Origin of the sequence: Bacillus sp. MAG717A, assembly GCF_036884855.1 — a bacterium.
Lineage (GTDB): Bacteria > Bacillota > Bacilli > Bacillales > Bacillaceae > Bacillus > Bacillus safensis.
Window position 1 is genome coordinate 324,952 of sequence record NZ_CP145733.1, and the last position, 14,463, is coordinate 339,414.

13 protein-coding genes and 1 pseudogene are annotated in these 14,463 nt (G+C 39.1%); 2 read left to right on the top strand and 12 right to left on the bottom strand.

All coding sequences use genetic code 11. The annotated features are described in order from the left end of the window. The first annotated feature begins 6 nt into the window (after positions 1-6). Positions 7-180, top strand: coding sequence for a hypothetical protein (locus V6Z54_RS01785; RefSeq protein ID WP_039177829.1), 174 nt, complete (start codon positions 7-9; stop codon positions 178-180). Between the two features lie 106 nt (positions 181-286). Here the strand turns inward: V6Z54_RS01785 and pepF are convergent, their stop codons facing one another. The 4 genes from pepF to mecA all read right to left on the bottom strand — a co-directional run bounded on the left by pepF (position 287) and on the right by mecA (position 5,924). Continuing rightward, complete coding sequence (pepF, locus tag V6Z54_RS01790; protein WP_281733681.1) at positions 287-2,113, bottom strand: oligoendopeptidase F; 1,827 nt, start codon at positions 2,111-2,113, stop codon at positions 287-289. A gap of 214 nt (positions 2,114-2,327) precedes the next feature. Beyond that, positions 2,328-3,488 (bottom strand): competence protein CoiA family protein, encoded by a 1,161-nt coding sequence (locus V6Z54_RS01795; RefSeq protein ID WP_269103943.1) that lies wholly within the window; start codon positions 3,486-3,488, stop codon positions 2,328-2,330. Between the two features lie 162 nt (positions 3,489-3,650). Beyond that, positions 3,651-5,171, bottom strand: a complete 1,521-nt coding sequence (gene cls / locus V6Z54_RS01800) for a cardiolipin synthase (protein ID WP_041089842.1) — start codon at positions 5,169-5,171, stop codon at positions 3,651-3,653. An 87-nt stretch (positions 5,172-5,258) separates the two neighbouring features. Beyond that, positions 5,259-5,924, bottom strand: a complete 666-nt coding sequence (gene mecA / locus V6Z54_RS01805; protein ID WP_024425038.1) for an adaptor protein MecA — start codon at positions 5,922-5,924, stop codon at positions 5,259-5,261. Positions 5,925-6,183: 259 nt separating this feature from the next. On the opposite strand from mecA, the gene V6Z54_RS01810 reads away from it, so the two are divergent. After that, positions 6,184-6,849, top strand: a complete 666-nt coding sequence (locus tag V6Z54_RS01810) for a TerC family protein (protein ID WP_269103944.1) — start codon at positions 6,184-6,186, stop codon at positions 6,847-6,849. Positions 6,850-6,888: 39 nt separating this feature from the next. On the opposite strand, the gene spxA is transcribed toward V6Z54_RS01810, so the two are convergent. The 8 genes and pseudogenes from spxA to V6Z54_RS01850 form a co-directional block, all read right to left on the bottom strand. Further along, a complete protein-coding gene (spxA, locus tag V6Z54_RS01815) occupies positions 6,889-7,284 on the bottom strand; it encodes a transcriptional regulator SpxA (protein WP_003211421.1) in 396 nt (131 codons plus the stop codon). Between the two features lie 193 nt (positions 7,285-7,477). Further along, on the bottom strand, positions 7,478-8,056 hold the full coding sequence (locus tag V6Z54_RS01820; protein ID WP_338527637.1) for a GNAT family N-acetyltransferase: 579 nt from the start codon (positions 8,054-8,056) through the stop codon (positions 7,478-7,480). Between the two features lie 137 nt (positions 8,057-8,193). Beyond that, on the bottom strand, positions 8,194-8,481 hold the full coding sequence (locus V6Z54_RS01825; RefSeq protein ID WP_269103945.1) for a hypothetical protein: 288 nt from the start codon (positions 8,479-8,481) through the stop codon (positions 8,194-8,196). Positions 8,482-8,584: 103 nt separating this feature from the next. Continuing rightward, a complete protein-coding gene (locus tag V6Z54_RS01830; RefSeq protein ID WP_024425041.1) occupies positions 8,585-9,505 on the bottom strand; it encodes an ATP-binding cassette domain-containing protein in 921 nt (306 codons plus the stop codon). Position 9,506: 1 nt separating this feature from the next. Continuing rightward, positions 9,507-10,594: pseudogene (locus V6Z54_RS01835) on the bottom strand (ABC transporter ATP-binding protein). A gap of 3 nt (positions 10,595-10,597) precedes the next feature. Beyond that, positions 10,598-11,515 carry an ABC transporter permease gene (locus V6Z54_RS01840; RefSeq protein ID WP_048238483.1) on the bottom strand — a complete coding sequence of 306 codons (918 nt, stop codon included), beginning with the start codon at positions 11,513-11,515 and terminating at the stop codon, positions 10,598-10,600. A gap of 3 nt (positions 11,516-11,518) precedes the next feature. Continuing rightward, a complete protein-coding gene (locus V6Z54_RS01845; protein ID WP_047201795.1) occupies positions 11,519-12,463 on the bottom strand; it encodes an ABC transporter permease in 945 nt (314 codons plus the stop codon). A 116-nt stretch (positions 12,464-12,579) separates the two neighbouring features. Next, positions 12,580-14,217 carry a peptide ABC transporter substrate-binding protein gene (locus V6Z54_RS01850; RefSeq protein WP_059374935.1) on the bottom strand — a complete coding sequence of 546 codons (1,638 nt, stop codon included), beginning with the start codon at positions 14,215-14,217 and terminating at the stop codon, positions 12,580-12,582. Between the last annotated feature and the right edge of the window lie 246 nt (positions 14,218-14,463).

A 14,463-nucleotide genomic window follows, 5' to 3' on the forward strand; every position in this document is an offset into this window, starting at 1 on the left:
ATCTGCATGCGCAGCACAACTATTGGACTTGTTGCCATTGGCTTATGTTTCTTTTTAAATATATTAGGCTTAATGAAAATGCTTCCTCTTTATTTGACGTCTCCACTCTTATTTGCTGCGATTCTTTTTACGCTTTATCGAATGAATCATCGTAAGACCTTTAGAGGTTTTAAAGGTTGATCATTAAAAAGGATTGGCCTCTACATCTGAAGAGGTCTTTTTTATGAGAAAAAAACTCCTGTCAAAAGATGAGCTGGCACTCACACGTCTGACAGAAGTCTTTTCATTACTCACCTGTTTTGGAGATGAGCTCTTCCATTTCTTTTAGTTTTTCTTCAAACAATTGGCATGCTGCTTCAATTGGTTCTTTAGAAGCCATATCAACACCAGCTTTTTTCAGCACATTGATTGGATAATCAGAGCTTCCTGCCTTAAGGAAATCTGTATAGCGCTCTACCGCTGGTTTTCCTTCTTGTAAGATTTGCTTGCTTAATGCCTGCGCCGCACTATAGCCTGTTGCGTATTGATACACATAATAGTTGTAATAGAAATGAGGAATTCTCGTCCACTCTAATCCAATTTCCTTATCAACCACCATGCCGTCACCAAAATACTTCTTGTTCAGGTCATAATAAAGGTTCGTCATAAATTCTGGCGTTAAAGCCTCTCCTTCTTGTGCTTTCACATGAATAAGATGCTCAAACTCAGCAAACATCGTTTGTCTGAATACTGTTCCTCTAAACCCTTCTAACAAGTGGTTTAATACATACAAGCGCTGTTTTTTATCGTCTAAATGATTAAGCAGGTATTCGCCTAGTAACGCTTCATTTGTAGTGGAAGCCACTTCAGCTACAAAGATACTATAGTTTCCATACGGATATGGCTGGTGTTTTCTTGTGTAGTAGCTGTGGACAGAGTGCCCAAATTCATGAGCCAGCGTAAACAAATTATCAATGTTATTCTGCCAGTTCATGAGGATATATGGATTTGTACCATAGCTTCCTGATGAATAAGCACCGCTTCGTTTGCCTTTATTCTCATAAACGTCTACCCAGCGATTTTCGAGTCCTTCTTTTAACACAGACACATATTCTTCTCCTAATGGCGCTAACCCTTTCAGCATATAATCCTTTGCTTCATCGTAGGTGAGCTTCATGCCAGCATCTTTCACAAGTGGTGTATACAAGTCGTAATTGTGCACTTCATCAAGCTTTAATACCTTTTTGCGTAATTCAATATAGCGGTGTAATAACGGTAAATATTGATGAACTGTATCAATTAGATTGTCATACACTTCTTCTGGGATGCTGTTTCGTGATAATGCTGCTTCTCTTGCTGATTTGTAATTTCGTACTTTTGCATAAAAGTTATCCTTTTTAATTGAACCGCTTAGTGTAGAAGCAAGTGTGTTCTTGTACTGATCATACGTTTTATACACAGCTTTAAAGGCATTCTTTCTCACTTCACGATCGTCACTATTTAAAAATGTGATAAAGTTGCCGTGGGTAATTTTCTTTTCCTCCCCATTCTCATCCTTTACAGAAGGGAATGAAATATCGGCGTTGTTAAACATACTAAAAGTAGTAGATGAAGATGAAAGTGGTTCAGAGGCCTCAGCTAATAAAGCTTCTTGTTCCTCACTTAAAATATGTGGACGCTCTTTATTAATTTCTTCGAGAGCATGTGAATACAGTTTTAATTCTTCTTTTTCCAGAATAAATTGCTGCAATTTATCTTCTTGAATTGATAAAATCTCTGGAACAATATAAGCAGATGTACTAGACAACTGTGTAAATAGATTCGAGGCTTTATCATTTAACGCCTGAAAGGATGAGTTCGTTGTATCTTCATCGTATTTCATGTGCGCATATGTATAAAGCTTGCCAAGCTTTTCAGAAAGTTGATCCTGAAAGGTTAGGGCTTCATACAGGACATCAGCAGAATGGGCCAGCTTGCCTTTAAATTGGGCCAGCTTCGGAATTTCTTTTTTGACCGCTTCGAATTCCTTGTTCCATGCATCGACGCTTTCAAAAATATCTTCAAGGCGCCATTTGTTTTCTTCTTTTACTTCGCTTCTGTCTGGTAGATGATTGTTTTTGTTTTGTGAAGTCATATGAATCCCCCTTGCATGAGTTGTGTTGAACCAACCTTTCGGAAAGTGAAAGAAATTGGTGTTGTATTTATCTTCTTTGTTTTGAACTATATTTGTCAAATCATATGCAGAAATAAATACCAAACAGACTAAAAAAATGAGAAAAAAGCGTTTCTTTCGATTCAATAGCAGCACCACCTTTTTCTTATCATGATCAAAGTGGTCATGAAACATGCTAATGAAATAAGAAAGCATCTCGTTTTAACACTTCATCAAGTGTTTGTATTGGCATTTGATTCGACGATACTTCATAATTACCCTCTTTTGTCATATGTAAAAACCCTTGTCTTACAAGCGCCTTTACATATTCAGTGATTACCACTTTTATTTCTTCTCTTGACACATCACTATATCGGAGTTTCACTTCTTTCATCTGCACACACCGGTTGATTTCTTTCATCAGCTGTTGAATCGTTACTCGCCTGTTTCCTTTTTTCCTCATCATCCAATCATAGAGACATCCCTGCCAAACATATACGGGACTTGTAAAGATATAGGCTTCTTGCACCGGGATAAATAATGCAGTCGGCAAAAAAGGAAATGCTGTTTGATGATGCTCATAAAAAATATCTCTCAAACGTTTGCTTTCATTTGATAAAATGCGAGGAGGACGCTGCCTAAATTGCTGTATACATTTAAGCCATTGTTGGTTTACTTGACGCTTGCTTGAGGGCGGAGATAGGAGTGCCGGAATTTTGCTGTATGTGGAAGGTGGTCTGACAGTCATTGCCGCACATATTTTCTTTGGTTGAAACACGAGAAATTGATCAAGATGGATGAATCTATTGTGGATCGGGCAGAAAAAAATCAACCGCCTTTTCTCTGATTCCCTTAAAATTCCCCAATGAATGGAGGAGAAAGAAAAAAGCTGGGCAGATTTTCGTTTCAAACGATTTGCCCCTATCATCCATATAGGAAAGAGACCTGCTTCACGGAGACCTGCTGTTCTTCTGCGTAGCTCCTGCCGGGAAATATTTGCACATTGAAATTCGATTGCATAGGCTTCATTTCCTATAGAGACGGTCACATCAGGACGCTGATGAACCTTTGACATATACTTTTCCAGCGCCGGTTTATGTCCAAGCCGCTTCAACCAATTCATAATGGCTTCCTTTCCCGCCTGATGATAAGCCGTTTCGCCTGAGGCTAACGAACATGCTGTCAGCTGTTTATGCGCAAAATGATAGACACGATGCTCCCCTAGCTTTAATTGCACCTCCTCCCTGCATTCAGGACAATAAAATTTGCACGTCGTTCTTACATGCTCCAGCCGACTTTTCGATAGATGATGTGTAATTCGGATAAGCTTACCGTTATCCATCATTGCTGCATTCATTCAGTTCGCCCCTCGCTCTTTGATGACTGTATTATAGCTTGTTCGTTTATAAGAAAGCGAAAAGGGAAAATGAATTTTTACCGTGTCAAAAGATGATTTTACTAATCATAACTTCAGTAAAATAAAAAATCCCCCTTATAGAAAAGAGGGGAAATACAATCTTTATAAAAGTGGTGATAATAATCTTGCGGTTGATTCAAACAGTCTGACCCTCAAAGGTCTCTTTGCGAACTCTTCTGACACAATTTCATGTGACTGCTCTAAATCACCTAAGAAATCGTTGACGAGCTTTTCTGTGCTTTTCGTTTTATAGAGGAAGGCATTCACTTCAAAGTTCAAATGAAAGCTTCTCATATCCATGTTTGCCGTTCCAATTGAAGCCAGTTCATTATCCACAATAATAAATTTACTATGCATAAAGCCTTGATCATACTCGTACACCTTCGCCCCTGCATCAAGAAGCTCCGGGAAGTATGAACGAGACGCATGGAACACAATCCGTTTATCTGGATTCTTTGGAGCAATAATCCGGACATCTACTCCGCTCAATGCGGCAATTTTCAAAGCGGACAAAATATCATCATCCGGGACAAAATACGGTGAAGCGATCCAGATGGACTTTTTAGCGGAGATGATCATAGAGAAAAAAAGATTTTTAATGACCTCCCACTGCTTGTCAGGCCCGCCAGCAATCATTTGTACGCCTTCTGTTGTACTCTCAAGGTGGCTGAAATCTTTGAAATAGTCCACACCTGAGCATCTTTCATTCGTCATATAATACCAATCCTGCATGAAAATCTGCTGGAGGTCACGAACAGCTTCGCCTTTAATCATCAGGTGTGTATCACGCCAGAATCCATATTGTCTGCTTCGGCCCAAGTATTCATCTCCAATGTTAAGCCCGCCGACAAATCCCACTTCTCCATCAATTACGACAATTTTTCTATGATTTCGGAAGTTAATTTTATTATTTAAAAGGGGGAGCCTTACTGGTAAAAATGGAACGATCTGAACGCCAGCATTTTCTAGGTCAGCAATATATTGACGAGAGAGCTTTAAGCTTCCTACATCGTCATATAAAAAACGGACAATCACGCCATTTTTCGCTTTTTCAATTAGAATCTCCTTTAATTCTTGGCCAAGGTCATCGTGGCGGAGAATGTAATATTCTAAATGAATGTGATGTGTTGCTTTTTTGATCTCTTCAAAAATATGAGAGAATGTTTCTTCACCATTGGTTAAGACTTTAGAGGACGTGCGATATGTAATAGGAGTATGTCCAAGTCTGTGGGCCAGCTTAAATAAAAGCTGCTGATGATCACCCATATGTGTCATTTTTTCAATCGCTTCTCTATGAATACGTTCATCTTCCTGGATTAACTGCTCGTCCAATACCGCTTTCTTTTCAAACAGCCGGCGCTTTTTAATATTGCGTCCAAAGAAAATGTAGAACAAAAAGCCGAATAATGGAAAGCTACCCAGCAGGACAAGCCATGTAATCGTTTGAGATGGATTCCGGTTCTCCAAGAAAATAACAAATCCGATGAAAATAATCGATAAAGTAAATAGAACACTGACAGAACTTAATACACTTACCGCTAAATCACCGGCAATCAATTGGATGATTATATAAGCACCTATCGTAATGATTAGAAAAAATAGAACTTTGACTAAATTTCTCATTTCATTTTTCTCCTTGCCGATCTCTTTATTTATCTATTCATTCAGATAAAAAAGCCGATTCCTCTATAGAAATCGACTTTTTGTTAGTTACGAGAAGTGCTGTTGAATCGTTTCAAGGGCATTCCCTTCGATAATCAGCTGACCGTATTCTTTCAGTCTGTAGATGCTGACAACTGATTCATGAGCATATTCAAGCAAAATGCTGAGCTTATTCTCCACTTGCTCATCTGACAAATCCTCGTGGAAGTCAACATATAGATAATAACGGTTTTCAAACGAATATAAACTTGTGGTAAAATCCTGCATATTTAATTGAGAAAGTGCAATCAAATCTTCAAAATCATCCATTTTCAACACGAATTGAAGTTGAAGTTTTTTGTCCTTCTCATTATGGTCTTCTTGATCTTGCTCTTCTTTATGAAAATCATCAAGCAGTGCGTCTAAGCTTTCTTCATCTGTTTGATCTTTTTTATCTTCTGGAATCGGCAATTCGAGCTTTTGTCCATCTTTAGAAAGTTGGGCTTTTGTCACGACAATTTCAAGACCCTTGTCAAGTGCCTGTACTTGAATCCAAAGCGGTCCCTCTACTGCAAATTCTTCTTCTTCGTGCACTTCGTCCATTACTTCCCAAAACAGCTCTTCACTGCGCTCACGATTATACCAAATCTCTTCACGGTCAAATCCGCGATCTTCAATATCACCGTAGGAAATATAAAATTTTACTGTATGTTCATTTATTCTTTCGATTTCCATTTTGCCAACCTTCCCTTCTATATAAGATGTTGAAGGGACATACAAGCTCCCAATTAATAGTACTTTACTACACTTTACCCGTTCCGTCTACATGTTAACCGTTGAATTGAGGTATTGCTTCGTACTGTCTATTTTATGATAAAACATGAATAAAAGAAATAAAAACGCATTTTTTGCAGAGAAAACTTGCAGAAACATATATTTGAATTGTCCTCATATATTGGTTGTACGAGCTCTATTAGGACAAGAGGTGAATTGGATGGAAACAGAGTGGATCGTATCCTTACTGATGATTATTGGCATAGACCTGATTTTAGGCGGAGATAATGCGCTCATCATTGCAATGGCCAGTCGAAATTTATCACATGATAAACGCAATAAAGCCATTTGGATCGGCACACTTTTAGCCGTGCTGATGAGAATTACAATGACTGGTGCCGCCGTTTATTTATTGACTATCCCTTATTTGCAGTTTATTGGCGGTCTTTTTCTCCTTTATATAGGATACAATCTGTTAATTGAACAAAAGAAGGAATCGATTCGGATTAAGAGCAGCGGCTCCCTTTGGCGTGCAGTTCAAACCATTGTGATTGCCGACCTCTTTATGTCACTTGATAATGTCATCGCAGTTGCAGGTGCAGCAAAAGGCAACATGCTTCTGACCGCTTTTGGCCTCATGATTTCTGTACCGATTATTATTTGGGGAAGCAAGCTGATTCATGCAGTTTTAACCAAATTTCCGTTTCTTTTATACGGAGGAAGTGCGCTTTTGGCCTTTACTGGCGGAGAAATGATTGTGCGTGATGTGAAATTGACTGAATTTATGTCACAGCATGCCGCGCTTGAATTGATGCTTCCGTTTTTAACCGTCATAGTGGTCATATTAGCCAGCCTCTTTTACGAGCAAACGGCTGAAAACAAATAAAAAAAGCTGCCAAATGATCGGCAGCTTTTCGTGTTTTTATTAGTTAGCAAGTCGCTGAGCTTCTCTTAGTTGGAATGTACGAACCGTTCTTGGTAAGAAACGTCTAATTTCATCTTCATTGTACCCAACTTGTAATCTTTTTTCATCCAAGATAATTGGACGACGTAAAAGACCTGGATGCTCATTGATTAGTTTATACAATTGTTGAAGCGGCATTGTCTCAACATTGACATTTAGTTTTTGGAATACTTTTGAACGTGTTGAGATAATTTCGTCTGTACCGTCTTCTGTCATTCGAAGAATTTCTTTGATTTCATCGATTGAAAGAGGCTCAGAAAAAATGTTTCTCTCTTGATACGGGATATTGTGCTCTTCTAACCACGCTCTTGCTTTTCTACATGATGTACAGCTTGGTGATGTGTATAATGTTACCATAAATCTTCACTCCTCAATTTGTAGAATGAATATTGATCTGTATTCTTAAATTAAAATTGTTCTAAATAAGTAATCTTTATAGTGATTATACTATAAAAAAGTAAGTGTGAACAGATTTTCTTGCAATTTTTGTGACAAAAACTAGACAATTTCATTCATTTTGTGGTGCTGCTTGATGTCAGAACATTCTCATTTAGTCGAGATGATCGAAAATATTTTTTTGCTTTCTATTTTCAATGATCTTCAATACATCATCAACATCCTCATACGATTGTCCATACCATTCTTCATCTTTATACGTATGAATTCGTTCATAGGTCTTCCTCATGGCTTCCATGATCTCTTCCTCATGATTTGTAAGAGGCGACCAATAAAGAATTTCCATGCGGTTCACTTCATTTGTTGCAAGTGACCTGCGTTTATAACCGATTGATTCTGCATGCTTGAAGTGCTCACTTTGGTAAAACTTTAGGCGTTTTGCAGTATCTGCATCATCTTCATCTACAGGCTCGACTTCAAGCAAGATCGGTTTCTTTTTTTCCTTCAGCTTATGAATAAGCTTTGACCCGAGGCCTTCACCTCTTGCATCTTTGGAAACAAATAAATAATCAATAAAGATGAAAGAATCAAATTCGGCGTACATCATCACATGATGAGGTCCTTCCTCCTTATGATAAATATCACTTCTTTCCTTTAATAAAGCTTCCATATGCTCTTTTGACTTCATTTCTTCTATCGGGAAGTATTCACTGAGCTTTTCATACCAATTCATGGATCTGCTCCTTATGCTATAGTTAAGAACCACTTCCTTAGATATTCCCGATTTCCTGCTATTTAAACGCCTGTACTAGTAAGACGCAGTAAAGTCTTCAGTAGTTTCACTTTTTTTCAATTAACGTAAAAAAAGTTTTATAACGAACGATTCATGACGAGTTGAATACAGACAAACAAGATCAGTGTCATCGTGATTTGCAACATGATGAAATAAAGATATTTTACACGCCGTGCTTCTTGCTTCTGCCCCCTTGTCTTTCGGTTAAGCATATATTCCACTGAAAAAGACACAATCCCAACGAGCACCATAAACAAGAGCATCCACTTTCCTCCGTTTGGTTTCCTGAAAAAAGACGTTGAAAATAGTATGAATACAATGAGAACATGAAGCAATGAATAACGATAGGTTTTCCAATTGGACATTTGATTTCCTCCGGTTCTGCTTGTACTTAACTAAAAATTACCATCATCTTGTTTTTTTGTAAAATATAAAAAGAAGCACTGCATTAGCAGTGCTTCTCTCTTTTTATGATTGTTTCGCCTGAAGCTCTTTGAATTCTTCCTCTGTGCAGCTCACAAAGTGACCTGGCTTTACTTCACGGAACTCGGTGTTTGTTCCTTTGTGAACAGATGGATCATACTTGATTCGTTTACGGTTACGCTCATAATCAGGATCTGGAAGCGGAATCGCAGACAACAATGATTTTGTGTATGGATGAAGCGGGTTTTCGTATAATTCATTCGCTGGTGCCAGCTCAACCAATTTTCCGAAATACATCACGCCGATACGATCACTGATGTATTTTACCATGGACAGGTCATGGGCAATGAATAAGTACGTTAAACCTTTTTCCTCTTGAAGCTCTTTCAATAAGTTGACGACCTGCGCTTGGATCGACACGTCTAATGCAGAGATTGGTTCATCGGCGATGATGAAATCAGGCTCTACTGCTAATGCACGTGCAATTCCGATACGCTGTCTTTGACCGCCTGAGAATTCATGCGGGTATCTGTTCGCATGCTCTTTGTTCAATCCAACAGTTTCAAGTAATTGATACACACGCTCTTTACGCGCCTGTTTTGTTTTCGCAAGACCATGAATGTCGATGCCCTCTGCAATGATATCAAGCACTGTCATTCTAGGGTTGAGTGAAGCATATGGATCTTGGAAGATCATCTGCATTTGACGGTTGAACTCAAGCATTTTTTGTCTTGATTTCTTCCCGTGTACATTTTCCCCTTTATAAAGAACTTCACCATCTGTCGCATCATAAAGTCTAATGATCGAACGGCCCGTAGTGGATTTACCACAACCAGACTCACCTACAAGACCAAGCGTTTCACCTTTGTAAATATCAAATGAAACCCCATCTACTGCTTTCACAGTTCCTCTTGCTGTATGGAAATGCTGCTTCAAATTTTTGATTTCTAACAGTTTTTCTGCCATGCTATTCACCCTCTTTTACTAATACAGGTTTTTCGTAGCTACCTTCTAGTTCACGCATTCTCGCCTTTACAGAAGCAGGCGGTTCAACTTTAGGTGCATTTGGATGAAGTAGCCATGATTTCACATAATGCGTATCTGATACTTTGAACATTGGCGGTTCTTGTTCGAAGTCAATTTTCATTGCATAATCGCTGCGGAGTGCAAATGCATCTCCTTTCGGCGGGTTTGTCAGATCTGGTGGTGTTCCTGGAATGGCAGTCAGCTTTCCTTCTTCTCCGCCATCAGTGTCAAGACTCGGCATTGATGCTAAAAGTCCCCATGTATACGGATGCTTTGGATTGTAGAAAATTTCATCAACAGTCCCTGTCTCCACAATCTGTCCTGCATACATAACAGCTACACGATCAGCGACGTTGGCAACAACACCTAGATCATGCGTAATAAAGATAATCGAAGTTTCAACCTTTTGCTGAATTTCTTTCATTAATTCTAAAATTTGTGCTTGAATTGTTACATCAAGCGCAGTCGTCGGCTCATCAGCAATCAACAGCTTTGGATCTGCTGCAAGCGCCATGGCGATGACAACCCTTTGTCTCATCCCGCCACTAAATTCGTGCGGATATTGTTTAATTCTTTTTCAGGCATTGGAATTCCTACAAGCTCCAATAGTTCAATGGCTCTTTTTTCAGCCGCTTCTTTTGAAATTTGTTCATGCTTGAACAGCACTTCTGTAATTTGCTTCCCGACTTTCATCGTTGGATTCAAAGACGTCATCGGATCTTGGAAGATCATTGAGATGTCTTTTCCTCGAATGGTTTGCATTTGTTTCTCGGTTTTCTTGACAATATCTTGGCCATCAAACAGGATCTGTCCGCGCTTGAAATAACCCGGCGGCATCGGAATTAGTCTCATGATCGCTTGTGATGTCACACTTTTACCAGAGCCAGATTCACCTACAATAGCAAGTGTCTCGCCTTTATTTAAGTGGAAGTTCACACCACGAATGGCTTGAACTTCTCCACCATATGTTTTAAATGAGATTGCAAGGTCTTTCACCTCTAGAATACGTTCACGTTCCATCCTAATCACTCCTTATTTACGCAACTTCGGATCTAAAGCGTCTCTTAGTCCGTCTCCAACCACGTTAAAACCAAACATTGTAATACAGATAAATGCGGCTGGGAACCATAATCTCCAAGGGTAGTACGTCATGGCTGGAATTCCGTCAGACGCCATTGTTCCCCAGCTCGCTAACGGAGCCGGTACACCAAGCCCTAGATAGCTTAGGAACGCCTCTGTGAAAATAGCAGAAGGAATCGTTAATGTCATTGTCACAAGAATTGGTCCCATTGAGTTTGGAATTAAGTGTTTAAATAAAAGTCTAGATGTTTTCGCACCTAATGTTTGTGCTGCAAGAACGTATTCTTGACTCTTTAATTGTAAAACCTGTCCCCGAACAATACGCGCCATGTTAATCCAGCCTACGACTGTCATGGCGAGGATAATCGTTAATAATCCTTTAGGAAGAACAACCATCATTAAGATGACCATTAATAGTGTTGGAATTGCCCATAAAACGTCTGCAATACGCATCATCACTTCATCTGTACGGCCGCCTTTGAATGCAGCAATGCTTCCCCAGATTATACCGATGATCACGTCAAGGAGCGCTGCAGCAAGACCGATGAAGATCGAAATTCTTGCCCCGACCCATGTACGGACAAACATGTCACGTCCTAAATCATCTGTACCAAACCAGTGCTCTTTTGAAGGCGGCTGGTCAGCATTCAGCAAATCAGTCGTGGAGTAATCATATTTAGAAAAAATCGGAACAAAGATGGCCAGCATCACAATAATAAAAATGATTGTGAGTCCAACCATTGCAAGTTTATTGGCACGGAAGCGAAGCATGGCATCCTTCCATAAAGATAGACTAGGTTTAGAAATTTTTTCAGATTCTGCTGCGTCAGCTGTCGCAGGCACAAATAAATCTTTTCTCATCTCTTCCATGTGTTAGACCCCTTTCTTCGCCTTCGTCAGTTTAATTCTAGGATCGATAATACCGTAGAGAACGTCAACGACTAGAATACTGACTAATAGAATAATACTGTAGAAGACTGTAACACCCATGATGACGGTGTAATCACGGTTTGTAATGCTTGTGACAAAGTGAGAGCCTAATCCAGGAATACCAAATATCTTCTCAACGACAAAACTACCTGTTAAAACTGAAGCAGCCATTGGTCCCATGTATGTGATAACAGGCAACAATGCGTTTCGGATGGCGTGTTTGATCGTCACAGCTGATTTTGTTAATCCTTTCGCTCTAGCCGTTCTAATATAGTCACTATTTAGTACTTCAAGCATACTTGACCGTGCAAGTCTAGCGATAAATGCCATTGGCATGAAGGAAAGTGCAATAGAAGGTAGTACGGTGCTGGCCCAAGACTCCCATCCTGCAACTGGGAAGATCGCTATAATGCTTGCCTCAGATGCAAATACATATTGTAGTAGCGCCGCTAAAATGAAACTTGGAACTGAGATTCCAAAGATCGTTAAAATGGCAATCGTATAGTCTTGCCACTTGTTATGATAGAGCGCTGCAAGGACCCCAAACAATACACCAAATGCTAATGCGAGGAGAATTGCCTCAATTCCGAGGGTAAAGGAAACGGGGAATCCAGAACTGATTAAGTCATTTACGGTTTGTCCTTTATATTTAAATGAGGGACCAAAATCTAATTTTGCAACTGAACCTAAGTAGCTTACATATTGAACAAATAAGGGCTTGTCCAATCCGTAGTGCTCGTTTAAGTTTGCTTCAATTTCAGCAGGAAGTTTCTTCTCTCCAGAGAATGGACCACCAGGTGCTGCCTGCATGAGAAAGAAAGTTGCAGTTACAATAACAAACAGTGTGATTAAAATATATATTAATCGCTTACCGATATATTTAAGCAACGGAATTGCACCTCCATGATTTTACAACAATTTCTCTAATCAGCAAGAAAGGTATATGGAGAGACATCCTCCATATACCTTAAGATCCTTGCCGTAGATCTCTTACACTATGACTCTTACTTTTCGAAATGTGCCCATTTGTATTGAACATCACCTAGTCCAGATACAACTACACCTTTAAGTTTTGGATCTTGTACCCAAAGCTGAGTGTAGAAGTAAATTGGTGCTACAGGCATATCGTTGATGATGATTTCTTCTGCTTTTTTCAGCATTTCTTCACGCTTTGTTTTATCTGTTTCTTTTGCAGAATCATTCAACAATTGTTTGTACTCTTTGCTTTCCCATCCAGTGTCGTTGTTTCCACCGTCTTTATCTTTGTAAAGCTCAAGGAAGTTCACTGGATCGTTGAAGTCACCTAACCAGCCCATACGTCCGATTTGGTAGTCTCCGCTGTGGATTTTGTCGATGTATACGTTCCACTCAGAGTTATCAAGTTCAACTTTCACACCTAAATCTTTTTTCCACATTTCTTGAATTGCTTGTGCAATCTTTTGGTGGCCTTCATCAGTGTTGTAAGAAAGTTTCAATGTTGGAAGATCAGAAACAGACTTATAACCTAATTCTTTCACACCTTTTTCAAGAAGCTCTTTAGCAGTTGCTACATCGTGATCTTTGAAGTAGCCAGTTTTGTTATCAGTGAATCCTTCCATTGTTGGAGGAACGATTGCCATTGCTGGCACTTGCTCACCTTGCGTAATTTTGTCAACGATCGCTTGACGGTTGATTGAGTATGTCAGGGCTTTACGGATGTTTGCATTGTTTAAAGGTTTTACTTTTGTGTTGAATTTGTAGTTATAGATACCAGCGATCGTTTGGATTTTCAGACCGCCTTCTTTTTTCAATGTTTTTAAAGACTCAGTTGGAAGGCTTCCAGTTGGAGAACCAGCCCAGTCAAGCTCGCCTTTTTTGAACATGCTAAGCTCAGTGTTTGTATCTTTGATCATAGACATGTTGATTTTTTTCAATTTCACAGTATCTTTATCCCAGTATTCATTGTTCTTTTCAAGAGTGATAGAACCGCCATGTTTCCATTTAGAAAGAACGAATGGTCCGTTAGATACGTAGTTTTCACCAGCATTTGTGTACCAGTTTTTATTCTTTTCAGCCACTTTTTTGTTGATTGGCATATACGTATAGAATGCAGTTAGTTCAGTAAAGAACGGTGTTGGGTTCTCTAGCTCAACTACAAGCGTTTTGTCGTCTTTAGCTTTAATGCCAACATCAGCAACTTTCGCTTTCCCTTTGTTCGCTGCTTCAGCACCTTTAATATAGTAAAGCTGGTAAGCATATTGAGATTCATTTTTAGGATCTAATGCCCATTTCCAAGCATATTCGAAATCTTTAGCTGTAACAGGGTCACCATTAGACCATTTTGCATCACGAAGTGTGAATGTGTAAGTTTTACCATCAGCACTTGTTTTGATATCAGAAGCCATTGCATTTTCTGGCTTTCCTTCAGCGTTAATTCTTGTTAATCCTTCAAAAGTCTGACGGATGACACTACCTGAAGTTGAATCATTTGCCAATCCCGGATGTAGAGAAAAAGGCTCAGTGGAGATATTCACATTTAATGTTGTTTTAGCCTCTCCAGAACTGCTCGTGCTGTCGCCTGATTTGTTTCCGCTGAAACCACAAGCGCTTAATACAAGTGTGAAAATAAGCATTAAAGTAACAACAGACCAACGCTTTTTCAACTGTATTCCCCCTTATAATATGTTTTTAGTTCAAAGGTCTCGATAGAAGATGAGATTCAGATTTAAGAAATAGCGTAAAAAAGTCCCTAAATAGCTTACTTTCTATTTCTTTTGTTTTTTCTGAATTTTCACTATGTAAAGAGCCTAGCACAAACGTGTGAACAAATTCATTATAATGAATAGAATAATTTATTGCAATATCAATTTCATATATTTTTTAAAAACGTAAATGGGGATAAAGAGGGA

Excerpts from the sequence above, each read along its gene's own strand:
- V6Z54_RS01785 (WP_039177829.1), top strand. The coding sequence starts at position 7 with ATGCGCAGCACAACTATTGGACTTGTTGCCATTGGCTTATGTTTCTTT.
- pepF (WP_281733681.1), bottom strand. The coding sequence starts at position 2,113 with ATGACTTCACAAAACAAAAACAATCATCTACCAGACAGAAGCGAAGTA.
- V6Z54_RS01795 (WP_269103943.1), bottom strand. The coding sequence starts at position 3,488 with ATGAATGCAGCAATGATGGATAACGGTAAGCTTATCCGAATTACACAT.
- cls (WP_041089842.1), bottom strand. The coding sequence starts at position 5,171 with ATGAGAAATTTAGTCAAAGTTCTATTTTTTCTAATCATTACGATAGGT.
- mecA (WP_024425038.1), bottom strand. The coding sequence starts at position 5,924 with ATGGAAATCGAAAGAATAAATGAACATACAGTAAAATTTTATATTTCC.
- V6Z54_RS01810 (WP_269103944.1), top strand. The coding sequence starts at position 6,184 with ATGGAAACAGAGTGGATCGTATCCTTACTGATGATTATTGGCATAGAC.
- spxA (WP_003211421.1), bottom strand. The coding sequence starts at position 7,284 with ATGGTAACATTATACACATCACCAAGCTGTACATCATGTAGAAAAGCA.
- V6Z54_RS01820 (WP_338527637.1), bottom strand. The coding sequence starts at position 8,056 with ATGAATTGGTATGAAAAGCTCAGTGAATACTTCCCGATAGAAGAAATG.
- V6Z54_RS01825 (WP_269103945.1), bottom strand. The coding sequence starts at position 8,481 with ATGTCCAATTGGAAAACCTATCGTTATTCATTGCTTCATGTTCTCATT.
- V6Z54_RS01830 (WP_024425041.1), bottom strand. The coding sequence starts at position 9,505 with ATGGCAGAAAAACTGTTAGAAATCAAAAATTTGAAGCAGCATTTCCAT.
- V6Z54_RS01840 (WP_048238483.1), bottom strand. The coding sequence starts at position 11,515 with ATGGAAGAGATGAGAAAAGATTTATTTGTGCCTGCGACAGCTGACGCA.